The sequence below is a fragment of the Mesorhizobium sp. KR2-14 genome (assembly GCF_040049255.1).
Lineage (GTDB): Bacteria > Pseudomonadota > Alphaproteobacteria > Rhizobiales > Rhizobiaceae > Pseudaminobacter.
Genome location: NZ_JBDZDR010000010.1, coordinates 16,182 through 39,603, shown reverse-complemented (window position 1 = coordinate 39,603; position 23,422 = coordinate 16,182). Strand labels below are relative to the sequence as shown.

At 63.1% G+C, this 23,422-nt stretch carries 20 protein-coding genes, 1 tRNA gene and 1 pseudogene; 10 read left to right on the top strand and 12 right to left on the bottom strand.

Annotated elements, in window-relative coordinates; genetic code table 11:
* Positions 1-57: 57 nt before the first annotated feature.
* Together rpmA and rplU are read right to left on the bottom strand one after the other, a co-directional pair.
* Positions 58-327 carry a 50S ribosomal protein L27 gene (rpmA, locus tag ABLE86_RS20325; protein ID WP_348780810.1) on the bottom strand — a complete coding sequence of 90 codons (270 nt, stop codon included), beginning with the start codon at positions 325-327 and terminating at the stop codon, positions 58-60.
* A 43-nt stretch (positions 328-370) separates the two neighbouring features.
* A pseudogene (rplU, locus tag ABLE86_RS20320) lies at positions 371-769 on the bottom strand (50S ribosomal protein L21); the annotation flags it as partial.
* 246 nt (positions 770-1,015) lie between these two features.
* Between rplU and ABLE86_RS20315 the strand changes: the two are divergent.
* Positions 1,016-1,105 (top strand) — tRNA-Ser (locus ABLE86_RS20315).
* A gap of 279 nt (positions 1,106-1,384) precedes the next feature.
* On the opposite strand, the gene ABLE86_RS20310 is transcribed toward ABLE86_RS20315, so the two are convergent.
* The 10 genes from ABLE86_RS20310 to ABLE86_RS20265 form a co-directional block, all read right to left on the bottom strand.
* Positions 1,385-2,602, bottom strand: a complete 1,218-nt coding sequence (locus tag ABLE86_RS20310) for a cytochrome P450 (protein ID WP_348780809.1) — start codon at positions 2,600-2,602, stop codon at positions 1,385-1,387.
* A gap of 41 nt (positions 2,603-2,643) precedes the next feature.
* Complete coding sequence (locus ABLE86_RS20305; RefSeq protein WP_348780808.1) at positions 2,644-3,402, bottom strand: glucose 1-dehydrogenase; 759 nt, start codon at positions 3,400-3,402, stop codon at positions 2,644-2,646.
* Complete coding sequence (locus ABLE86_RS20300; RefSeq protein WP_348780807.1) at positions 3,399-4,418, bottom strand: TRAP transporter substrate-binding protein; 1,020 nt, start codon at positions 4,416-4,418, stop codon at positions 3,399-3,401. Before ABLE86_RS20300 ends, ABLE86_RS20305 begins: the two co-directional genes overlap by 4 nt.
* 205 nt (positions 4,419-4,623) lie before the next feature.
* Positions 4,624-4,845: a ferredoxin gene (locus ABLE86_RS20295; protein WP_348780806.1), complete on the bottom strand. Its 222-nt coding sequence runs from the start codon at positions 4,843-4,845 to the stop codon at positions 4,624-4,626.
* Between the two features lie 157 nt (positions 4,846-5,002).
* Positions 5,003-6,622, bottom strand: coding sequence for an AMP-binding protein (locus ABLE86_RS20290; RefSeq protein WP_348780805.1), 1,620 nt, complete (start codon positions 6,620-6,622; stop codon positions 5,003-5,005).
* Between the two features lie 9 nt (positions 6,623-6,631).
* Positions 6,632-8,287: an AMP-binding protein gene (locus ABLE86_RS20285; protein WP_348780804.1), complete on the bottom strand. Its 1,656-nt coding sequence runs from the start codon at positions 8,285-8,287 to the stop codon at positions 6,632-6,634.
* 30 nt (positions 8,288-8,317) lie between these two features.
* Positions 8,318-9,235 (bottom strand): acyl-CoA thioesterase domain-containing protein, encoded by a 918-nt coding sequence (locus ABLE86_RS20280; protein ID WP_348780803.1) that lies wholly within the window; start codon positions 9,233-9,235, stop codon positions 8,318-8,320.
* An 85-nt stretch (positions 9,236-9,320) separates the two neighbouring features.
* Positions 9,321-10,445: a PrpF domain-containing protein gene (locus tag ABLE86_RS20275; protein ID WP_348780802.1), complete on the bottom strand. Its 1,125-nt coding sequence runs from the start codon at positions 10,443-10,445 to the stop codon at positions 9,321-9,323.
* Positions 10,438-11,592, bottom strand: a complete 1,155-nt coding sequence (locus tag ABLE86_RS20270; protein WP_348780801.1) for a CoA transferase — start codon at positions 11,590-11,592, stop codon at positions 10,438-10,440. Before ABLE86_RS20270 ends, ABLE86_RS20275 begins: the two co-directional genes overlap by 8 nt.
* 11 nt (positions 11,593-11,603) lie before the next feature.
* Positions 11,604-12,569 carry a 2-dehydropantoate 2-reductase gene (locus tag ABLE86_RS20265; protein ID WP_348780800.1) on the bottom strand — a complete coding sequence of 322 codons (966 nt, stop codon included), beginning with the start codon at positions 12,567-12,569 and terminating at the stop codon, positions 11,604-11,606.
* Positions 12,570-12,709: 140 nt separating this feature from the next.
* Between ABLE86_RS20265 and ABLE86_RS20260 the strand changes: the two genes are divergently transcribed.
* The 9 genes from ABLE86_RS20260 to prpB all read left to right on the top strand — a co-directional run bounded on the left by ABLE86_RS20260 (position 12,710) and on the right by prpB (position 23,325).
* Positions 12,710-13,816: a CaiB/BaiF CoA-transferase family protein gene (locus ABLE86_RS20260; RefSeq protein WP_348780799.1), complete on the top strand. Its 1,107-nt coding sequence runs from the start codon at positions 12,710-12,712 to the stop codon at positions 13,814-13,816.
* A 246-nt stretch (positions 13,817-14,062) separates the two neighbouring features.
* Positions 14,063-15,748: an FAD-dependent oxidoreductase gene (locus tag ABLE86_RS20255; protein WP_348780798.1), complete on the top strand. Its 1,686-nt coding sequence runs from the start codon at positions 14,063-14,065 to the stop codon at positions 15,746-15,748.
* Positions 15,745-16,635 carry a fumarylacetoacetate hydrolase family protein gene (locus ABLE86_RS20250; RefSeq protein WP_348780797.1) on the top strand — a complete coding sequence of 297 codons (891 nt, stop codon included), beginning with the start codon at positions 15,745-15,747 and terminating at the stop codon, positions 16,633-16,635. Before ABLE86_RS20255 ends, ABLE86_RS20250 begins: the two co-directional genes overlap by 4 nt.
* Before the next feature lie 11 nt (positions 16,636-16,646).
* Positions 16,647-17,588, top strand: coding sequence for a cupin domain-containing protein (locus ABLE86_RS20245; RefSeq protein WP_348780796.1), 942 nt, complete (start codon positions 16,647-16,649; stop codon positions 17,586-17,588).
* A gap of 22 nt (positions 17,589-17,610) precedes the next feature.
* Positions 17,611-18,756: an acyl-CoA dehydrogenase family protein gene (locus ABLE86_RS20240; RefSeq protein WP_348780795.1), complete on the top strand. Its 1,146-nt coding sequence runs from the start codon at positions 17,611-17,613 to the stop codon at positions 18,754-18,756.
* 63 nt (positions 18,757-18,819) lie between these two features.
* On the top strand, positions 18,820-20,325 hold the full coding sequence (locus tag ABLE86_RS20235; protein ID WP_348780794.1) for an aldehyde dehydrogenase family protein: 1,506 nt from the start codon (positions 18,820-18,822) through the stop codon (positions 20,323-20,325).
* Positions 20,326-20,343: 18 nt separating this feature from the next.
* Positions 20,344-21,219, top strand: coding sequence for an enoyl-CoA hydratase/isomerase family protein (locus ABLE86_RS20230; protein WP_348780793.1), 876 nt, complete (start codon positions 20,344-20,346; stop codon positions 21,217-21,219).
* A gap of 25 nt (positions 21,220-21,244) precedes the next feature.
* Positions 21,245-22,402 (top strand): CoA transferase, encoded by a 1,158-nt coding sequence (locus ABLE86_RS20225; RefSeq protein ID WP_348780792.1) that lies wholly within the window; start codon positions 21,245-21,247, stop codon positions 22,400-22,402.
* Positions 22,403-22,410: 8 nt separating this feature from the next.
* Positions 22,411-23,325, top strand: a complete 915-nt coding sequence (gene prpB / locus ABLE86_RS20220) for a methylisocitrate lyase (protein WP_348780791.1) — start codon at positions 22,411-22,413, stop codon at positions 23,323-23,325.
* Positions 23,326-23,422 lie beyond the last annotated feature (97 nt).

The window sequence follows — 23,422 nt, the reverse complement described above, 5'->3', positions numbered from 1 at the left end:
GGATTCTACCAGACACCGGTCCCGAGATGGGGCGCCGGTGTTGTGGTGCGGATCCGGCTATTCCGCGGCTTCGGTAAACGGATTCACCGATACGTAGGTTCGGCCGTTGGCTTTCTTGCGGAAAGCAACTGCACCGGCTTCGAGCGCAAAGAGGGTGTGGTCGGTGCCCATGCCGACATTGGCGCCCGGATGCCACTTGGTGCCGCGTTGGCGGATGATGATGTTGCCCGGAATGACGGCTTCGCCGCCGAACTTCTTCACGCCGAGGCGCTTGGATTCCGAATCGCGACCGTTGCGCGACGAACCGCCAGCTTTCTTATGTGCCATTGGTCTACTCCTTCAGTCCTCGAACTTACTCGTTTTCCGCCGCGGCTGCAGCCTTCTTCGGCGCGGCCTTCTTGGCGGGCTTTTCGGTGGCTTCCGTTTCGGCGGCAGCCTTCTTCGTCGGCTTCGCGCCACCCGTCAGGATTTCCGAAATCCGGATGACGGTCTCGTGCTGACGGTGGCCGCGCTTGCGACGCGAATTCTGGCGGCGACGCTTCTTGAACGCGATGACGGTGGCGGCGCGGCCCTGCTCGACCACTTCCACGGCCACGGTGGCGCCTTCAACGAAGGGCGCGCCGATCGAGGCGTTCTCGCCCTCGCCCACGGCGAGGACTTCGGTGATTTCGACGATGTCGCCAGCATTGCCGGCGATCTTGCCGACGGTGATGACGTCATTGGCGGCAACGCGATACTGCTTGCCACCCGTTTTGATGACTGCGAACATTTTTTGCCTTTCGCTGTTCGGTCCGGCTTCTAGGAACACTCGACGCGTTCGAGCCGTCTTTTTGTCAGTCTGCGGGGTTCATATACGTCCCACGCCGGGCAAGGCCCATGGCGGAACTGTGCGCGTGTAACCGAACGACCGGGGCAAGTCAAGGTAAGCCACAAATAAGTGCGCGAGAGGCCTTGTGCGATCGATCGCGACTCGTTATCTAGTGCGCCGCGCCAGCAAGCTGGCCAACCACGACGCGGAGAGGTGGCAGAGTGGTTGAATGCACCGCACTCGAAATGCGGCATGCTCGCAAGGGCATCGGGGGTTCGAATCCCTCCCTCTCCGCCATTGCGGCCTCGCAATCTCTTGGTTTTGCTGGGGAACTTCCCAAAGCATGGTTCCTTTCCCCACTTCGATCCCCATTTCGTTGCCGCCGAACCGGCACCAGCAGATTCTGGCAGAAATGGAGGAAGCGCGCGCTGCCGAGGAACGGGCTTGAACAGCGCGTCGCCGACTGGCCGCCTGACGAGCACATCCATGCGCCAACGGCGGAGTCAATGAACGTCCTCCTGTCCTGACGCGTGGCTTGACGAGGCCCTTACCGGGCGCCCGTCCTTTCCTGCAATGTCACCACCTCACCGGAAGCTCTAAGACGCTGAGGGTCTGCGCTTCCGTCACGAAGCGGATCTGTTCCTCGGAAACAGCCAGTTCCATGGTCGGAAAGCGCTTGAAGATTTCCGAGAAGAACACCATCAGCTCGAGCCGCGCCAACGGTTGTCCGAGGCACTGGTGTACGCCATAAGCAAAGGCCATGTGCGGATTTTCGGCCCGGTTGATGTCGAAGTCATGCGGACATTTGAAGACGTCGGGATCGTAGTTCGCTGCGGCGAGGTTCGGATAGACCGGCTCGCCGGCACGGATGAGCTGGCCCGCGACCACCGCATCCGCAGTCGCCACGCGGGCGGAATTGAGGTGGGTCAGCGTCACGTAGCGCAGCATCTCCTCCACTGCGGGCCCGACAAGTTCGGGGTTGGCCTTAAGCTTGGCGAGTTGATCGGGATTTCGGAAGAGCGTGAGCATCCCAAGGCCAATCTGGTTGGTCGTGGTCTCGTGGCCGGCGATGTAGAGCAATGCCGAAAGGCGCGCGGCCTCGATCACCGAAAGGTCGCCGGGTTTGATCTGTTCTTCGATGAGGCGGCTGAGCAGGTCCTCGCCGGCAGCCGAGTTCGGGGTCTTCTCGTCGATAATCTCGCTCAGTCGGCCGACCATCTCCTCGGCAGCGGCCTTGATGTCCTCGGGTTTGGAGCTGTGGTCGTTGCGAAGCGCGCTCAGATAGCCGAGGCGAGCGAAGTCCGATTGGGGAACGCCCAGCATGGTCGAGATCACATTGGCTGGCAGCGGCTTGGAGACCAGTGCGACGAGATCGGCGCCCGGGCCCTTGTTTTCGAGGTCGTCAAGCAACTCCTGCAGCAGTTCTTCGATCATGGGCCGCAGCTGGCCGATACGCTTGACCATGAATTCGCGCGTCAGCATGCGGCGCAGGCGGGTGTGTTCCGGAGGGTCCATGTTAATGAAGGTCTTGCGGGCCTTCAGCTCTGCGCCCCGGGCGGGCGAGGTTGTCGGATAGCCGGGCTTGTCCGGGTCGGCGCTGAAGGTGTTGTTGGCCAGCACCTCGCGCACGTCCTGCCAGCGAGTAATCAGCCAGGCATTCTGGCCGTTCCAAAGCGTGACGCGCCGTACCGGCTCGGCTCGGCGAAAGATGTCATATTCGCGCGGAGGAACGAGTGCGTCCGTGCCGCGCTTGAAAGGGAACTGGGTTTGAACTGGGCAAGCTTCATCATACATGGTGTTTCTTTCGATTACCTTGAGGTGAAGTAGGACGGGGGTCAGCCCGCATTGGCTCCGCCGTCAACGGGGAGGGCGATGCCGGTCACGAAAGACGCCGCAGGCGAGGACAGCCAGAGCACCGCGGCGGCAATCTCCTCAGGCTGGCCGATGCGCCCCATCGGGTTCATGGATTTCTCGAGGTCGGGCAATTCCGCCCCGAATTTAGCGATGACGAGCGGCGTGGCGACGAGGCCGGGACAGATGGCGTTGACGCGTACCCCGCGTTGGCCGAATTCCACCGCCGCCGATTTGGTCAGGCCGATGATGCCGTGTTTGGTCGCGCTGTAGGCGGCGCTGCGCGCGACGCCGCGCAGGCCTGCACGCGAGGAGGTGTTGACGATGGTCCCGCCGCCTTGCGCAGCCATATGTTCCAGTTCGGCCACCATACAGTGGCGGATGCCGCCGAGGTTGACTGCAACCAGGCGCTCCCAGTCCGCGTCGCCCGTCTGCGTCAGGTCTTCCGCCTGATCAACGAAGCCGGCATTGTTGAAGGCATGGTCGAGCCCGCCGAAGGCCTCGATGCAGCCCGAGACCATGGCACGGGCCGAGGCGGCATCGGCAATGTCGACACTGAAGAAGCGCGCCTCATGCCCTTCCAGGGTCAGGGAGGCGGCAAGCGCCTGCCCCCCCTCCTCATCCCGATCGGCGATCATCACCTGGGCGCCGGCGCGAGCAAAGGCGGCTGCAGCCGCCGCCCCAATGCCCGATGCGCCGCCGGTGACCAACACTACCTTTGCCTTAAAGTCTCCACCGCTCACCGAGAGCCTCGCTTCATCGCCATGAGCACGTCGGCTGCATTGGTCAGGCCCAGTCCCTCGGCTTTCTCTATCCATTCGCGCTCGTTCGGCTCAAGCGCGGCGTGGAGCTCGGCCACGAGTTTCGGCGACATGTCAGTAAAACTCACACCCTCGGCTTCTAGATTTGCGCGGGCCTCCCGCTCTTCTTGCGCCCAGACTCCGGAGATGCGGACCGAAAGCGCACGTCCGGCGAGGTTGGAGATGATCTCCTGATCTTTGGGCGAGAGGCTGTCCCACTTGTCCTGATTCATCAGGATGGCGTTGCTGCCACTGGTCATGCCACCCGGAGCCACGGTGAAATGGCGCAGGTAAGGATGGATGTTGAAGGTGAACATGGCCTGATAGTTGAAGAACGCTCCGTCGATGATGCCGGTGGAGGCCATTTCAAACATCTGGTCACCGCCGGTGGCCACTGGAACCGCGCCGAGGGTGCGCATGGTCAGGCTCGAGGCAGGATTAGGTGAGCGCAGCTTCATGCCCTTGAAGTCAGAGGTCGAGATAATGGTCTTGTTACGCGTCAGCACGTTCTGCGCCGGAATGAGCCAGATGGAGAGCGTTTTTACGCCCTTGATTGGCTGCTGCGGGGCGAGATGGGTCTCGTAGATGTCGTAGAACGATGAGGCGGTGGCGTCATGGTCGCTGTTGATGAAGGGCATCTCTGCCACCTCAAGCAGCGGGAACCGTCCTGGCGTGTGGCCAGGCACGATCATGGCGAGGTCGGTTATCCCATCGCGCACGACGTCGAACTGCTCGGCGGAGCCGCGGCCAACCATGGCGGCGCGAGGCTCCACGCGCACCCGGCCCTCGGTCTCGCGCTCGATATCGGCGAAGAATTCATGCAGGACCTTCTCAGGCACGAAACTCGCCGGCCAAGGAGAATAGCTGAGCACGGTCTGCGCGTGCGCGCTCGTGGCCGCGAGGGTGAACGCCGCGATTGCGGCCACCCAGCCCGACATCCTCTTCCAGATAACTTCCATTTTCTTCCTCCCTTAGGCGCCTACTCCCGGGCGCTAGGGAGAAATGCTATGAAGGAAAATGATGCCGAGCTATTACGCGGTTGGAATGGATCGATACTTATACGCTATGGCTCGCCAAGCTCCTTTTTCGGAAGCGGGCACAAGCCGGAACCTCGAGGGGGTCTGGCTCGGAATGCGATAAGTTGGCCTACCGTCTGGCGTCGGATTAGTCTTCGTATTCGACGCGGATTGCACGCGAGGGACATTTGCGCACAGCGCTCAGGACGGCGTCATGCTGGTCCGGCGATGGATACATCTGCTTGAGCGCCACGACGCCGTCGCTGTCGCGCTGGTCGAAAACCTCAGGGCTGGACACGACGCACAGGCCGCCCCCGACACAGACGCTCTCATTGATCTTGACCACCATCCTACGGGTATCGGCTGTCATTTCTGTCTCCCTGCAATTGTCATGGTCTGCGCCAAGACGGGCGTGCGTCGCCCATGGGCACTGGCCCGCATGGTCAAAAAGCGGTGTTCCGCAACGATTAGACTGTCGGGCTGAGGCATGGTCCAATATGAAATCCGACTTCATCCAGAGCACCCTCCTATGCCTCACCATCCCAGCAATCTGCGGTTATGCCTTCTTCCTTGAGGCGATATTTCTCGACCCTCTGGCTAGGGGTCTTGGGCAGGGCATCGCGGAAGGCGACATAGCGTGGCACGGCAAAGCGCGGTAGACGCGCGCGGCACCACTCCAAGAGCGCGTCGGGCGCAAGCCGCTCTCCTTTCCGGAGCACAACCACCGCCTTCACCTCTTCCTCTCCGAACGGTGACGGCACGCCGACTACAGCGCTTTCAAGCACGGCCTCATGGCTGTTGATCGCCGCCTCGACCTCGAATGAGGAGATGTTCTCGCCTCGCCGTCGGATCGCCTGCTTGCGGCGGTCGACGAAGTGAAAATACCCGTCCTCATCGCGGTATCCGAGATCGCCGGTGTGCATCCAGTGGTTGCGCATCAGCTCGAGGGTGGCTTCGGGATTGCCATCATATCCCGACGTCCCGAGCCAGGGTCGCAGGGGTCGCGCAACGATCTCGCCCACCGCTCCCGGCGGAAGCTCAAGGTCGTCATCGTCGACGATGCGCACATCCCACCCTTCGGTAGGTTTGCCGCAGGAACCGGGCCGGCGATTCTCATAGGGGTTCACGAGGCAGGCGTTGCATTCCGTCATGCCGTAAAGCTCGAGAAGGCGCGTGTCGTAACGTTTCTCGAAGGCGTGAAAAAGTTCCTTCGGCGCAGCCGAGCCGATCATCAGCCTGAGCGGATTCTCGGCATCGCGCGCGGATTCGGGCTGCTTCATCAGGAAGGGGATGATGCTGCCCACATATTTGCTCGTGGTGCAGCCGTTCTCGCGGCAATCCTCCATGAAGCGCGTGGCACTGAAGCGGCGGCGCACCACCGCGCTCGCCCCTGTAAGAAGCACCGGACCGGTGATGCCATGCGCTGCAAGGTGGAAATATGGCAGAGCGCAGTAATGGACGTCCTCGTCCACCAGCCGGGCGAAGCGCACAGCCGCGGCCCAGATCTCGTACCAGTACCCATGGCCGATCATCACCCCTTTCGAGGGGCCGGTCGTGCCGGAGGTGTAGCTGATCGTGGCGAGGCCACGATGATCGCCCTTGTAGGGGAGATAACCGCGCGACAGACTGCGCAGCGCCTCGTAGTCCAACGCCTCGGCATGGCCGCAGGGCGGGGGCTCTTCGCCAAGGACGATCACGTGACGCAGATGGGGCAACCGTTCGATGATCTCGGAGAGTTGAGTCAGGTGGGCCGCGTCGATGACGATGGCGCGGCAATCGGCGTGGCCGATTTGATGACGGAGCCCCTCGCCACGCTGCGCGGTGTTGATCGGCACAGCGGTGACGCCGATCAAATTCGCTCCGAACCAGCTTTCAAGGAAGGCCTGCGAGTTCGGCAGCATCAGCGCAAGGCGCATGCCCTCGCCAAGACCGAGCGCCGCAAGGCCGCCTGCGATCCGCTCCGCTCCGTCCTGCAGCGCCGCGAAGCTCACATCGCCTTCCTCGAAACGGAAGGCGATGCGGTCAGGGAACTCGCGCGCGCTGTCGGCCAATATCCGCGGCACGAAACGGTCTGCCAGCGCGTAGGAGCGGGGCTGCCATTCCTCCCATCTGCGGGCGGCGCGCTGGAACTTTTCAGCCTGTCTCACAGGTAGAGCTCAACGGGCCAGCACGATGCCGGCGGCCTCGCGGTCCCAGCAATCTGGTGTGACGCCTTCGTCCTTGATGCGATACTTCTCCACCCTTTCGCTCGGGGTCTTGGGCAGCGAGGCTCGGAAAGCGAGGTAGCGCGGAATGGCGAAATAGGCCATCCGCGGCACGCACCAGTCGATCACCTGGCCTGGCGTGAGAGACTGGCCCTCCTTCAGCACGATCACCGCCTTGACCTCATCCTCACCCATCTCGGACGGTACGCCCACGACGCAGGATTCCAGCACTTCCGGCATGGCGTTGAGTACGGCCTCGACCTCGAAGGACGAGATATTTTCGCCACGCCGGCGAAGGGCCTGCTTCTTGCGGTCGACGAAGTAGAAATATCCGTCCTCATCGGTCTTGCCCATGTCTCCGGTATGGATCCAGAAATTGCGGAACAACTCGAGCGTGGCATCGGGCTTGGCGTAATAGCCTGAAGTGCCAAGCCAGGGCGTTTGCGGCTGGGTGACGATCTCGCCGACCTGGCCCGCGGGGAGCTCGCAGTCGTTCTCGTCGACAATCTTGACGTTCCAGCCCATGATCGGCTTGCCGCAGGAACCGGGCCTGCGCGCCTCGTAGGGGTTGATCAGCGCCGCCGTGCATTCGGTCATGCCGTACATTTCCAGCAGACGGGTATTGAACCGGCTTTCGAAAGCGTCCCAAAGCTCGACCGGAGCCGCAGCACCAACCATGAGCCGCAGCGGGTTGTCGCCGTCCTCGGGCCGTTCTGCCTGCTTGAGCATGATGGGAATGATGCCACCGATATACTTCGCCTCGGTCGCGCCGAAATGGCGGCAGTCGTCCATCATCCTCGAGGCCGAGAAGCGTTCGACGACGACCGATTGGGCGTCGGCCAGTAGCGCGGGACCGACGGTCGTGCCTTTTGCCGAAGAATGGAAGAGCGGCAGGCCCGTATACAGTATGTCGTCTTCGGTGTAGCGGCAGGCCCGGACGCAATTGGCCCAGATCTCGTACCAATAGTTGTGACCGATCATCACGCCTTTGGAACGCCCTGTGGTGCCGGAAGTGTAGAGGATGGTCGAGAGGTCGCGGTAGCTGACCTCCGCTGTCGGCGTGGTATCGGGCGCCGACATGACCTCGTCCAGCGTAAGCAATTCAACGCCGTTCCAACCCCGGGCCTCGGCTGCCCCTTCGCCGGTCACGATGACATGGCGCAGGCTTGTCAGGCGGTCGGCCAACGCCTCGACATTGGACAGGTATGACGCATCGACCACGAGTCCCACGCAGTCGCCGTCGGTGATCTGGTAGGCCAGCCCTTCGCCTTTCTGCGCCACGTTGATCGGCACGTTCACCGCCCCGATTCGGTTCAGGCCGAACCAGAAGAAGAGGAACTCCGGCCCGTTCGGCATCATCATGGCGACCTTGTCGCCTGGCCTCACGCCAAGCGAAGCCAGCCCGTTGGCGGCACGGTTCACCTCTAGATGCAGCTCGCCATAGCTCAGGTCGCGGTGGCGGAAGCGCACCGCGGTGCGGGCCTCGTACTGGCTGGCCTTGTCTTGGAGAATGCGGTGGATGACGCGATCAGAGAGCGCATAGTCCTGCATCCGCCATTTGTCCCACTTGCGCTCGGCGCGGATGAATTTGTCGTCCCAGCGACCCATGTTCCTCTCCCTTCTTGTGCATGTCCGGGCCTAGCGGGGGATACGCCGGACGAGGCCTTCCTGCGTGGCGGTGATCGCCGCTCTGCCATCGGCGTCGTAGATGCGTGCCGTGGCGGCCGCCCTGCCTTCGCTCACCCCCAACCCCGTGGTCGCCGTGAAGTACCATTCATCCACCCTGAGCGGGGCATGAAAGAGCATGTGATGGCTGAGTGAGGACGATCGCGTGGCAGGATGGCGAGCACCGAAGCCGAGCGGGCGTGCGCCCGTGGCCATGAGACCCAGATCCGAGAAATAGCCAATGAGCGCCTGATGCAGCACCGGCTCCAACTCCGTCGGCACAACGCTCTCAAGCCTGGGCAGCGGTCCTGCAAGGCGGGACCAGAAACTGGCCGAAGGCGGCGCGGACACGTCAATCCGCTCGTCTCGCCACGAACGACTGCGGCGCTCCAGGAGTGTCGAGAAAAAGCGCAGCGATATCTGCGGGCTGTCCTCCAAATCCACGCCGATGGTGGCGAGATATTCCTCCTCGGTCATCCAACCCTGAGGCCTGGGAAGCGGCGGTGATTCGCCGAGCACCTGCCTGCCGCCCTCAGGCACATGAAAAGACAGGGTCGCGCTGAAGATCTGCTGTCCCTCTTGCAGGAAATCGACCTGACGCAAGGAGAAGCTGCGCCCGTCGCGGAGCTTCGTGACCTTTATCTCGAGCGGAATGTCAATCTTGCCAGGAGCTATGAAGAGGCCGGAAAACTGGTGCAGCTTTCGCTCTGTGTCGACGGTGCGGGCTGCACACATGATGCCCTGGCCGACATATTGCCCGCCATAGACGCGCGGCGTGCAGTTTCCGGGCGAGGCGGCACGAAAGAGCGTCCCGTCGATCTGTTCGGCCCAGACGAGCTTTACGAGATCTTCCAGTCCAAAGGTGTCACCGCCGCCAGAAATGTCCTTCACATAGGCCTCCCGCATCCTCTGCCGAACTTTTAGGCTGCGGCGGGGGCGGGAGACCAATATGGTTTCAATATAAGGCCATGGTGATTCAGACTGGAATGAATACTCGGCCTTCCATAAGGCGGCGCGCGGTGCGGATGACCCCCACCGAGGCCACCCGGCTTTGAAGCCCCATGTCCTCCACCTCGCACGCCAGGTCGATTAACCCGCTAGCATGAGCCAGCCGCACGATGTCGGCCGAGCCATGATGCGAGAGCCCTTCAGCGAGCGTTCCCTTGATACGGCTTGCTGCGGCGAGCGCCATGGCCCCTGTCAACGGCGTCGCCCTGTGCGGCTGGTCGGCCGAGATCATGCGGGCGCGGAGCGCTGCGCCCTCCTCGGCCGGGGAGACGATCGCCACAAGCGGCAGGTTCGCCACCGTGGTGCGGGCCTCCTCGTCGTCCTTGGCCACGCCCATTGCGACAGCGGCCCTGCGGCGCAGATCGCGTAAACGCTCCATGAGCGAGTTATCTCCCTCGATTTCCGAGGCGCTTTCGTTGCCGCGCATGCCAAGGGTCGATGCCTCGACCACGGCAAGCGGGTTCGCAACATCGACCAGCGTCACGGGAATATCGCCGTTCTCGAGCGCCAGGGTGTCGACCAGTCGTCCGGTCGGGAAGATCTTGCCGGTGACCGAGCCGCCCGGCTGGAGGAAGTCGAGCCGGATTGCGGCCCCGCTGCCCTCGACACCCTGAAGGACATAGTCGCCCTTCACTGCGGCCTTGCCCCCGACAAGAGGAAAGCGGGCGCGGATGATCTTGCCGGTATTGGTGTTGTGGATGCGGACGGCCGCCTCCTCGCCGTCAGTCGCGACCAGCCCCTCGTCAACTGCATAGGGGCCAATAGCGGAAGAAATGTTGCCGCAGTTTCCCTTGTAGCCAACGGTGGGGCTGTCGACCCCCACCTGTGCAAAGGTGTAGTCGACGTCGGCATCCGAACGGCTCGGGGCCCCAACCACAGCGACCTTCGACAGCGAGGAGATGCCGCCCCCCATGCCGTCAAGCTGGCGCATACCGCTGTCGGGGCTGCCGAGGGCCGCGGTGAAGACCGCATCCCACGGCGCACGGCTTCCTTCCGGACCGAGCGGCGGCAGGTCGTCCCGGTGGAAGATCAATGCGCGGCTGGTACCGCCGCGCATGTAGACCGAACGGTAGCCGATCTGCGGATCAGGCATCGGCGTCCTCCAGCCCGGCGACACGCGCGCCGAATACGGTTCCGTTGTCGGCGCCGATCGCCGGAGCGGGCGCCGATGGGGCGAGGATCAGCCCGTCAAAGCGGGCCGGATAACGCGGCACACGCAACTTGCCTGCAGGGCTTTCCAATTCCTGGAAGAATTCGTTGTGAGCGAGCTGTGGGTTCTCCAGCATCGATTCGGGCTTCAGAACCGGACCGGCCGGCACGTCGAGTTCGCGGAATTTCTCCAGCCAGTAGTCCGATGGCTTTTCGGCAATCGGACCTGCAACCCTCTTGAAGAAAGTCTCGGTCGATTCCTTGCGGCTCTTGATCTGCTTCAGCTCCTCCTTCCACTCGGGATGGCCCACCGCCTCGAGTGTGCGGCCAAGCTGCTTGCCGGTCACGGGCGAGAGCACGATATGGCCGTCGGAAGTGGCGACCACAGGCTGCGGCAGAATGGTCTGGTCCGAACCGTCCTCGAGGTAGACGCGGTTGTGCATCGTGTCCGTGAACGCATAATTCGCGATCATATCAAGCATGGAGGTCTCGAGATGGACGCCCTTGCCGGTACGCTCGCGCTGCATGAGGCCCGCAAGCACAATCTGGGCGGCAAAGATCGCGCTGACCTTGTCGGCCACGAAGTTATTGGTTGCGCGCGGACGGCCACCGTCAGCCTCGTAATCGAGCAGACCCACCATTCCCTGGATGATCGCGTCGTAGGCCGGATCGGCCGAGAGCGGGCCGTCGGGGCCGTAACCCGTCAGGGAAAGCTGCACAAGCCGCGGATTCAGCTTCGACGTTTCCTCATAGCCGAGGCCGAGCGCAGCCGATACGCGCGGACGCCAGGTTTCGATGAAGACATCGGCGCCCGCGATCAGTTCCTTCAGCTTGGCGAGATCGGCAGGGTCTTTCAGGTCGAGGGCGACCGACTTCTTGCCGGTGTTGGCATTGGTCCACATCACGCCGTTGCCGCCCACGGCATGGCCCACATTGCGGTAGGCATCGCCCGTCGGCGGTTCGACCTTGATGACTTCGGCGCCAAGCACGCAAAGGGTATGGGCGCAGAGCGGGCCCGCGAGATAGCCCGCGGCTTCGATAACGCGGAAGCCTTCGAGCGGGCGGCTGACGGCGTTGGTTTGGTCGGTCATTTCGGGTCCTTTTACGAAAGGCTGGCGGCGTGGGTCTTTGCCCGCAGGCGCGCCAATGCATAGACTGAATTGAGGAGCGGCATCTCTTCGCCGGAAAGGCGCTGCATCGCCTGGATGGAGCGCCAGAGCACATCGAGCTCCAGCGCCCGGCCATGTTCGAGGTCCTGAAGCATGGACATCTTATGGGCGACAGCCGAGGTCGTGAGCGCGATGCGCCGCTCCGGCGGCTGCGGTATTTCGATGCCGATCTTGCGTGCGGCGCGGTCGGCCTCTTCCATCACGGCAGACAGGAGCGGCGCGCATTCGCTTTCGGCGATTTCGCCAATGCGAGCAAGGGTCAGAACGGCGATGGGATTCCAGCAAAGGCTGTTGACGAATTTCATCCAGATCGCGCCCATCACATTGGGCGTGACCTTTGAGGGGATGCCAGCAGCGGTCAGCCGTTCGGCCAACGCCGTCGCGCGGGGCGACATGGTGCCGTCCAGCTCGCCCAAGGGGCAGCCGGTCTTGTCGCCGTCCTGCGCAATGACACCCGGTCCCACGCCATGGGCGCCGATCCAGTAGACAACGCCCAGAATCTTTTCCGGCGGCATCAGCGCCGACTGACGCCCGCCTGGGTCGATGGCGTCGGCTGCCTCGCCACCCTTGAAGAAGTAATGCGGCAGACCCGTCGTCGGCGGCAACAATGCGGTCTGCGGCCCGACCAGCTTGGCAACATCGTCAAGCGCCGCGTCAAGCTGATGAGCCTTCAGCGTCAGGAAGACGTAATCCTGCGCGCCAAGCTCCGCGGCGCAGTCGGTCGCGTTGACGCGAGCGGTAAAAGTCTCGCGAGGCGTCTGCACCGTCAGTCCATTTCGCCGAATGGCCGCGAGGTTCGCTCCACGTGCCACGACGCTGACCTCGGGGCTGCCTTCTCTGGCGAGGTGGGCGGCGATATGGCCACCGATGGCCCCGCCGCCGAAAATGCAGATCTTCATGGATCATTCCTCTGGTTCCACATAACGATCGGGAAAAAGGGAGCGAACGTTAAGCCTTAAAACCCTTTGAAACGAAAACCGTATTGGTCGAGCGGATGCGCATATCGCTATGTTTCTGATATGTGGCGCAAGGCAAGCACATGATCGGAAATTCGCGACAGGGCCCGTTGGCAGGACTGAAGGTACTCGAGGTCGAAGGCATTGGCGGTGCGCCGTTTGCCGCGATGCTCCTTGCCGATCTCGGCGCGGATGTTCTACGCATCGAGCGTTTGGTGCCTTCGAATGCGGCGATCGGGGGCACGGATCCCGGTCCGGCGCTTGGGCGTGGCCGTTCAGGGACCCTGAAACTCGACCTCAAGAGCGCCGAGGGCCTCTCTCGTCTCCATGCCCTCGCGGAACGAGCCGATGGGCTGATCGAATCCTTCCGTCCCGGCGTAGCCGAAAGACTTGGCTTCGGGCCTGATGCGCTTCTGGAAAGGAACCCGGCGCTGGTCTATGGCAGGCTCACCGGATGGGGGCGTGAGGGACCGCTCGCTCCCCGCGCGGGTCACGATATCAACTACATCGCCATCTCCGGCCTTCTGGGCGCTATAGGCCGCCCCGACGCCCCTCCGGCGCCGCCCCTGGCAATCGCCGGCGACATGGGCGGCGGGGGCATGCTGCTCGCACTGGGCATGGTTGCCGCATTCTTCGAACGCAGCCGCTCCGGCAAGGGACAGGTGGTCGATGCGGCAATGGTTCAGGGTTCGGCGCTGCTCACCACGGCCTTTTGGGGCTTCCATCAGGAAGGGCTCTGGTCCGGCGGCCGGGGTTGCAACCTCACCGATGGAGGAGCGCCCTTCTATGATTGCTACATCTGTGCGGACGGCAAACACGTCGCGGTCGGCGCACTAGAGCCGAAGTTCTTCGAGTTCCTCTGCAACGGGCTCGGAATTGAAGGCGCGCCTGAGCGCCAGCGTCGCGAAAACTGGCCGGCACTGCGGGCGGAAATGACCGCCGCTTTCGCGGCGAAGCCGCAAGCCCATTGGATAGCGATTTTCGACGGCACAGATGCCTGCGTGACCCCGGTCCTCGATTTCGCTACTGCCCCCGAACACCCCCAAAACCATAGCCGCGTCTTCACAGATGTGAACGGCATGGTGCAGCCGAGAAGCGGTCCGGAGTTTAGCCGCACACCTTGCTTGCCACGCCCCCGCAGGCTCGCTCCAGACGCTGAGACGCGCGCCGCGTGGGGTTTGGACACATAGTCGACGCGGGCCGCGAAATAAATTCCCGACATACTTTGAGGCCTTTCGTCCACGTGGGGAAAAGTCGACCCACCTCACACACAACTCATTGTATATAAAGTTCTTTTCCATCCAAAGGACTTTCGTATAGATGCATTTTCAAACAATATTGGCCTTACGAACCAGCCACCGCGATAGTCGCTCCGACACGGTATGACGGGCGGCTTCAGACGCCCTCCCAACTATCCGCAAAGGAGAGCGTTTGGCATGGCTGAGCAGCTAACGACCCAAGGCCGGGATAAAAGAGTTCCGGTAGTCATAATTGGCGCTGGCCCCATCGGCCTCGCCCTCGCAGGCGATCTGGGCTGGCGCGGCATCTCGTCGGTTCTTGTCGAGCGAGGTGACGGCCAAGTCTATCAGCCCAAGATGGACATGGTCGGCATCCGCACCATGGAATTCTGCCGTCGTTGGGGGATCGTCGACTGGGTCGAGAAGGCCGGCTACAACCGCGCCTATTCGCAGGACTACGCTTGGGTGTCCCAGCTTGCCGGCGGCTACGAATTCGGCCGCGAGGAGTTTCCATCCGTCCAGGATGAAAGTAAGCCGCCGCAAAGCCCGCAGAAGCGTGAGCGCTGCCCGCAGAACTTCTTCGACCCGGTCCTCACCCGCTTCGCCAAGCAAAGCGGCAAATGCGACATCCTCTACGAGCATGAGTATGTCAGCCATGTTGAGACCGACGAAGGCGTGACTGTCCGGCTGCGCGAGTTGGCCACCGGCCAGGAGTTCGAGGTCGAGGCACAATATCTGGTCGGCTCCGACGGCGGCGCCTCGGCGGTCCGCCACGCGCTCGGCATCCAGATGGCCGGCCAACCCACGCTGACCTACACCACGAACGCCATCATCAAATGCGACGGCCTCGAAAAGCTGCACGACAAGAAGCCGGGCTACCGCTACATCTTCATCGGCCCCGAAGGCACCTATGCAACCATCGTGGCAATCAACGGCCGCGACTGGTGGCGCCTCTCCATCGTGGGCGACGGCGAGATGCGTACACTTGGCGAGGATGAGGTCCGCGCCGTCTTCGAGCGCGCCGTGGGCCGCAGCGACTTCGACTATGAAGTCCTCTCGATCTTGCCCTGGATCCGCCGCCAGCTCGTTGCCGACAAGTTCGGCACGAAGAGAGTGTTCATAGCCGGCGACGCCGCCCACCTGACCTCGCCCACCGGCGGCTTCGGCATGAACATGGGAATTCAGGATGCCGTCGACCTGTCGTGGAAGCTTGCCGCCATGCTCGAGGGCTGGGGCGGGCCGGAACTCCTGGCCAGCTACGAGGTGGAGCGCCGCCCGGTTTCCATCCGCAACGTGACGGAGGCCACCAACAACCTCAAGCTGATGCTGACGCCGCGGAAATACCTCAACCAGAAGGTCTTCGAGGAAGGCGCCGAGGGCGATGCTGCACGCAAGGAGTTCGGCGACGCCTACACGCAGATGATGAAGCGCGAGTGGTACACGATCGGCATCCATCTTGGCTATCGCTACGAAGGTTCGCCCGTGATCTTCGCCGACGGCACACCGGAACCGGAAGACACCGTCCAGACCTACGAGCAGACTGCCCGCCCGGGCCACCGAGCCCCGCATGTCTGGCTGGAGGAGGGCGTCTCCACGCTCGACCTGTTCGGCAAGGGTTTCGTGCTCTGCCGCCTCGACCCGGCCGCCGATGCCGAACCGCTGCTCGCCGCCGCCAAGGAGGCTGGAATGCCGGTCACTCTGCGCGACATCAACAATGCCGAGGCGCGAGCGCTCTACGGCGCAAAGCTGGTGCTGGTACGCCCCGATGGCCATGTGAGCTGGCGCGGCGACAAGGCCGAGTGCGCCGGTTCCGTCATCGACGTCTCGCGCGGCGCCATGGCCTACCAGGCTCTTGAAGCCACCCTGCGGGGGGCTGCCGAATGAAGATCGTCTCCTTCAACGGCAACCGCATCGGCCTGGTGGAAAAAGACCGCGTCATCGACGTGACCGAGGTAGCGGGAATCGACCCGGCCAGTTGGCCGCCGGTCGGCATGCTCCAGACCATCGCCCGCTGGGAGGAACTGCGCCCCGCCATCGAGGCCCGTCACGGTGAGGCGGGCATTCCGCTGACCGACGCGCGCCTCGAGGCACCGGTGCGGTGGCCCAACAAGCTGATCGCGTTCCCCGCGAATTATCACGACCACATCAAGGAGATGAAGGAAAACGTCATCTCCAAGGCCAATGCCAAGGGTCAGGGCTTCTTCCTGAAAGCCAATTCCTCGATCTCCGGTCCGGCCGATCCGGTGGTGCTGCCGCCGATCGAGGGTCGCGAGATTCACCATGAATGCGAACTTGCGATCATCATCGGCAAGCGCGGCCGCGGCGTGAGCCGCCAGGAGGCGCGCGGCATGATCTTCGGCTTTTCCTGCCTGCTCGACATGGTCGTGCGCGGTCAGGAAGAGCGTGTAATGCGCAAGTCCTATGACAGCTTCTGCCCCATCGGCCCGTGGATCGTCACCCCCGATGAGGTGCCGGACATGGATAATCTCGAGATGCGGCTCTGGGTCAACGGCGAGGAGCGCCAGCGCGCCTCTACCCGCGACCTGATCGTCGACATCCCCGAGATGATCGCCATGGCTTCGGCCGTCTGTACGCTGGAGCCGGGTGACATCATCGCCACCGGAACCCCGGCAGGGGTCGGTCCCGTGAAGGACGGCGACACGCTCAGCATCGAGATCGATCACGTCGGCCGGATGGACCTCAAGGTCAGGACCGGAACGATCGGCGCACATGATGTCTGGAGCGCGCCGAAAATCAGAACCGCATCCTGAGGAGAACAGAAATGCCGTTGGAAAACGTAGACGTTGCAGCTCCCGAAGGCTTTTACGAAGAACTGGGCACCAAGGCCCTTGTCCCCGGTTGGGCCAAACGCGAGCCGGCTATGTGGTCAGAGCCGAGGCCAAAGTTCGTGCCCGTCGTCTGGCGCTACAAAGAAGCCCGGGAAGCGCTGGATAAGGCTGCCGACTTCGTCTCGCCGGAAAAGGCCGAACGTCGCAACCTAATCCTCGTCGCCCCGATTGAGGGCAACAACTACCCGACCTGCCGCCATCTGGTCGCAGCATACCAGCTGGTGCTGCCGGGCGAGACGGCACGCTCGCACCGCCATGCGCCGAACGCACTGCGTATCGTGCTCGACGTTGGCCCCGAGACCTATACGATCGTCGATGGTACCCGCGTCGACGTGGCCGAGGGCGACGTGGTCCTGACTCCTTCCTGGGCCTGGCACGGTCATTCGAACTTTTCCTCCGAACCAGCCTTCTGGATCGACATCCTCGACGTGCCGCTCGTGCAGAACCTCGAGAACATGTATTTCGAGGACTATCCGACCAAGAACGAACAGATCAGCTCGAACCAGCCGGACTCGGAGCTGCGCAACAAGGATGCCGACATCCTTGCCGCCACCCGCGAACAGGGCCGAGCGCCGATCGCCCAGGGCATGATCAAGACAATGGGCATCCACTCGCTCGGCCTCAATGAGGGCGAGACCTACGAGCAGGGCCGCCGCATCACCAACTCCATCTACACCGTGATGCGCGGCGAGGTGGACATGGAGATCGAGAACCTTGGCCAGGTCACCGTGACGCGCGGCGACGTCGTGGTGATCCCGAACTGGCACGCCTATTCGATCAGGGCCCGCCGCGAATTCAGCCAGCTCATACAGGTGACCGACGAGCCAGTCTTTGACGCGCTCGGCTTCACGGAGCTGGAAAAGACCCAGGCGTAAGCGCCGAAACAGAGAGCAAGACATGTTCGATCTAGGCGCAGAGAAGGAAATGATCCGTGACATGGCGCGCCGTGTCACGGAGGACGAGGTCCGCCCGCGCGTGGCCGAAATGGAGGCGACCGACCGCTTCCCGCGCGAGCTGGCAGAAATCTTCGGCGACCTTGGGCTCCTGCAGCTCTGGGTTCCCGAGGAGTATGGCGGGCCCGGGGGCGACCTGACCTCGGTCTGTATCGCGAAGGAAGAAATCGGGCGCGGCTCTCTTGCCGCCTCGACGCTTTGCGCCAACAACTCCATCGGCCTCATCTTGCCGGTGCTCCACTTCGGCACGGAAGAGCAGAAGAACCATTACCTGCCGATCTCGGCCGGCGGCCGCGCCATCGCCGCCGTAGCCATCACCGAGCCCGAGACCGGCTCGGACGTTTCCTCGATCCGCACCTTCGCCCGCAAGGATGGAGACAGCTATGTGGTCAACGGCCAGAAAAGCTGGATCACGTGGGGCGCCGACGCCGATTACGTGCTGCTTTTCGCCCGCACCTCGGAAGCCAAGGGCCACGACGGCATCTCGGTATTCCTCGTCGACACCAAGACCCCGGGCTTCCATGTCGGCAAGTCGGAGCACAAGATGGGTCGCCACGGCGCGCCGACGTGCCAGCTTCACTTCGAGGACATGCGGATTCCGGCCGATTGCCGTCTGGGCGAGGAAGGCATGGGCTTCAAGGCCTGCATGAAGATCCTCGACCTGAATCGTCCCTCGGTCGCGGCATCCTCGCTGGGTCTCGCTCAGGCCGCACTTGAGGCGTCGGTCACCTATGCCAACGAACGCCGCCAGTTCGGCCGCCGCATCGGCGATTTCCAGATGGTCCAGGCCAAGCTGGCCGATATGGCCATGAAGACTGAGGCAGCCCGCTCGCTGCTCTATTCGAGCGCGCTCGAGATCGACAGCGGCAAAGTTTCGCGCCTGACCATGCTCGCTTCGATGTGCAAGTGCTACGTCACGGACGTGGCCATGGAGATCGCGACCGAGGCAGTGCAGGTGCTCGGCGCCTACGGCTATTCGACCGAATATCCGGTCGAGCGGATCATGCGTGATGCCAAGCTGAACCAGATCCTCGAAGGTACGAACGAGATTCACCGCATCATCATCGCGCGCCAACTCCTGGGCAAGTGAGCGACGCGCGCGGCGGCCGCCTCGGCCCCGCCTTTTTCCCCCAGATTTTGAGGAGCTTGACCCATGCTCGACGTGACTTTCAAAGACTATTTACTGACCCCCGCGACCGCAGCCTATCTCGCACGCCAGCACGGGCTGATGATCGACGGCCAGTCGGTCGCGGCGCTGTCCGGAAAGCGCAAGGCGATCTATGATCCGGCCTCGGAAGAAGAGATCACCACCGTTGCAGAATCTGGGGCGGAAGACGTGGACCTCGCCGTTCGCGCTGCCCGTGCCGCCTTCGAAGGCGCCTGGGCAAAGGTCACGCCCTCGCAGCGAGGCCGGATCCTGAACCGCATCGCCGATCTGATCGAGGCCAACGGCGACGAGCTGGCGGAGCTGGAATGCCTTAATTCGGGCAAGCCGCTGCAGTTCTGCCGCAACGTGGACATCTACGGCGTGGCCGACATGTTCCGTTACATGGCCGGTTGGGCTACCAAGATCACCGGTGACACCCACAACCCCTCGATGCCGGGCGAATGGCACGCCTACACGCTGCGCCAGCCCGTGGGCGTCGTGGGACAGATCCTGCCCTGGAACTTCCCGATGAACATGGCAGCCTGGAAGATCGCTCCCGCGCTGGCTGCCGGCTGCACCATCGTGCTCAAGCCTGCCGAAGCCACGCCGCTCACCGCGCTGCGCATCGCCGAACTCGCACTGGAGGCAGGCCTCCCTGCGGGCGTGCTGAACGTTGTCACCGGCAAGGGCTCGATCATCGGCGACGCGATCACCAACCATCCGGGCATCGACAAGGTCGCCTTCACCGGCTCGACCGAGGTGGGCAAGCACATCGCCCGCAGCTGCGTCAGCTCGAACCTGAAGAAGGTCTCGCTGGAACTGGGCGGCAAGTCGCCGGTCATCGTCTTCCCCGATGCCGACATCGACGCGGCCGTGGCAGGCATCGCCGGCTCGATCTTTTTCCACGCCGGACAGGTCTGCGCTGCGGGCTCGCGCCTTTACGTCCATGACAAGGTCTACGACCGCGTCGTGGAGGCTGTCGCTGCGCGCGCCAAGGCACTCAAGGTCGGCCCTGGCATGCTGCCCGGCCATGACCTCGGCCCCGTCATCTCGCGTGCCCAGCACGAAAGCGTCATGAGCTACATCGAAAAGGGCCGTGGCGAGGGCGCCGAAGTCGTCACCGGTGGCCGCTCGCTCGGACAGAAGGGCTACTTCATCGAACCGACCGTCCTGGCCAATACCGGACCCGGCATGACCGTCCATGACGAGGAGATCTTCGGGCCGGTTCTCTGCGCCATGCGGTTCGACGAGGAAGACCTCGCAGGTATCGCCGCACGTGCCAACGCTTCTCCCTACGGCCTGTCCTCCTCGGTCTGGACCCGCGACATCTCGGTCGCCCACCGTCTCGCCAAGATGATCCAGTCGGGCATCGTCAACGTCAACGCCCATACGTCACCCGACGCGAGCTTGCCCTATGGCGGCTACAAGCAATCGGGCTGGGGCCGGGAACGCGGCGCGGAAGTGCTCGACCTCTACACCCAGATCAAGGCCGTGGCCGTCAAATTGGCCTGACCGCGAAAGGACATTCCTATGAGCAGCCAAACCACCCAGGGCTATGTGGAATACGAGGCCAAGGACGGCCGCGCCTACATCACGATAAATCGCCCCGAAAAGAAGAACGCTATGTCCAACGCCATGCTGGACCAGCTCATCGAGGGCTATCACCGCGCCGAAGCCGATGACGACGTCCGTGTCGTCGTCCTGCGTGGCGCCGGCAACGATTTCTGCGCCGGCCACGATATGTCCGAACTGGGCAAGGAATACGGCGAGCCGCAGCTCGACAAGAACGGCAAGCCGCGCCGCCCTAGCCAGCGCGCGCGTCTACAGTACGACAAAATGTACATCAACCGCTTCCGCCACATCTACGAGTCTCTCAAGCCCACTCTGACACTCGCCAAGGGCTATACGCTGGGTGCGGGTCTCTATCTTGCCGAAGCCTCGGACCTCGTCATCGCCGCCGACACGCTCAAGCTCGGGCACCCCGAGCAGAAGCTCGGCCTGTCGGGCGCAGCCTATTTCGCCGCGTGGGAAATGATGACGCTCGGCCCGCGCCGCGCGCGCGAACTTTTGCTCATGGCCGAGCTGTGGGATGCTCAGCGCTGCCTCGACTACGGCATGGTCAACAAGGTCGTCCCCCTCGATCAGCTTGACGAGGCCGGCGAGGAATGGGCCGAACGCATCGTCCGCCTGCCGCGCGACGGCATCATCATGGGCAAGGCCGCGACGCTGGTGGCAATGGAGAGCCTCGGCATCACCGGCCAGTTCTCCTATGGCCACATCCTGCACACCCTGGCCACCAACATCCGTTACGACGCCGACGAGTTCAACTTCATGAAGGCCAAGCGCGACAGCGGCGTGACCAAAATGAACAAGAACCAGAAAGAATTCTACGAGAAGAAGGACTGATCTCCGGATCGGGCAAGGTACTGAAATGACCGCATTGAAAGGCCTCAAGGTCCTTGATTTCACCCAGATGATGACCGGCCCGATGGGCACGATGCTACTTGCCGACGCCGGCGCGGACGTCATCAAGGTAGAGCAGCCCTCGGGCGACCCTTTCCGCAAATCGGGCGAAACCACGCTGAACGGGACCGGCGCCTTCTTCCTTGGGGTGAACCGCAACAAGCGCGGCATCGTGCTCGACCTCAAGACCTCCGAGGGGCTGGCCACCGCCAAGGCACTCGCTGCCGAGGCCGACGTCTTCGTCGAGAACTTTCGTCCCGGGTTCACCGAAAAGCTGGGCCTCGGTTACGAAGAACTGAAGAAGGTCAATCCGCGTCTGATTTACTGCTCGATCACCGGCTTCGGCCAGACCGGGCCCGACCGCAACCGCCCCGCCCTCGATATGGTCATCCAGGCCATGTCGGGCCTGATGCAGATTACCGGAAGCAAAGAGAGCGGGCCGCTGCGCACCGGCTTTCCCTTCTCGGACCTCGTCACGGCGCTGCTCTCGACCATCGGCATTCTTACCGCGCTTGAGGCTCGCCACAAGACCGGCGAAGGTCAGCGCATCGACTTGTCGATGATGGATGCCTCGATCTTCAGCCTCGTGCCGCGCGACGTCTATTTCGACGCGACCGGCCACACCCCCGATCGCCTGGGCAACGAGCATTGGGACATTGTGCCGAACAATACCTACGCCACCAAGGACGGGCGCGAGGTGATGATCATTACGATCAACGACAAGTTCTGGCAGATCCTCTGCGACGCGATCGGCGCACCTTCGATGAAGACCGACCCGGAAACCGCGACCAAGGGCGCGCGCCTGAAGAACCGTGATCTGGTAAACCGCCGCTTGTCGGAGATTTTCGCCACGCGCACGCTTGCCGAGTGGGACCCCATCCTTCTCGCTGCCGGCGCGATCTATGGCCCTGTGAAGACCTGGCCCGAGGTCTTCGGCGATCCGAAGGTTCAGGCCGATCTCATCCGCACCATCGACAGCCCCTCGGCAGGCCAGTTCAGGGTCATCAACAATCCTCTGAACTTCTCGGCCACGCCGACCGAGATCTCTCTCGCCCCGCCGAGCCTTGGCGAACACAACGACGCCATCATCCCCAACGCCCCCTCCGGCTGGCCCTCGCGCAACTGAGAACAACAATGGTTTATCTTATCTCCGACACTCCCGATCCTCGCCCTGCAGGCCTGCGCCTGAAGGAATTGCTCGAGCGCGACGAAATCCTGCAGATGCCGGGTGCCCATAATGGCCTTGCTTCGCTTCTGGCCAAGAGGGCCGGCTTCGAGGCGGTCTATCTCTCGGGCGCGGCCATGAGCGCCTCGATGGGCCTGCCCGATCTGGGCATCATCTCGGTGGAGGACGTCTGCCACTTCATTCGGCAAGTCTACCGCGCGTCGGACCTTCCCATTCTCGTCGACGGCGACACCGGCTTCGGCGAAGCCCTGAACGTGATGCAGACCGTGCGCGCCTTCGAAGAGGCCGGCGCCGCCGCCATCCAGATCGAGGACCAACTCCTGCCGAAGAAATGCGGTCACCTGAACGACAAGAAGCTCGCCACCATCGATGACATGGCCGCCAAGGTCGCTGCCGCGAAAAAGGCTCGCAAGCACATGCAGATCGTGGCACGCACCGATGCTGCTGCGTCCGAAGGGATCGAAAGTGCCATCGCGCGTGCAAAGCGCTATGTCGAGGCAGGGGCGGACATTATCTTCCCCGAGGCGCTGAACACCCCCGAGATGTTCGCCCGGTTCGCTGCCGAGGTTAAAGTACCGCTGTTAGCCAACATGACGGAGTTCGGCCGCACGCCCCACACCACCGCCGCCGAGTTTCAGAAGCTCGGCTACAAGATCGTCATCTGGCCGGTATCCTCGCTGCGCGTCGCTGCGAAGGCGCAGGAGAAGCTCTACGCCTCGATCCGCGAGACCGGCGGCACCAAGGCCAGTCTCGATCAGATGCAGACCCGCGCCGAACTCTACGACACGATCTCCTACAGCGCCTACGAGGTCTTGGACGCCTCGATCGTGGCGTCCTCCGTGCCTGCGCCGATCGAAGGCTGAGGCTTGTCCTGCCAGCGTTTGGCGGGGCCCATGTGCCCCGCCCTCGGTCTACGAGCGCCGTCCCCGATCAAGCTTGCGCTCGACCCTTCGACGATGT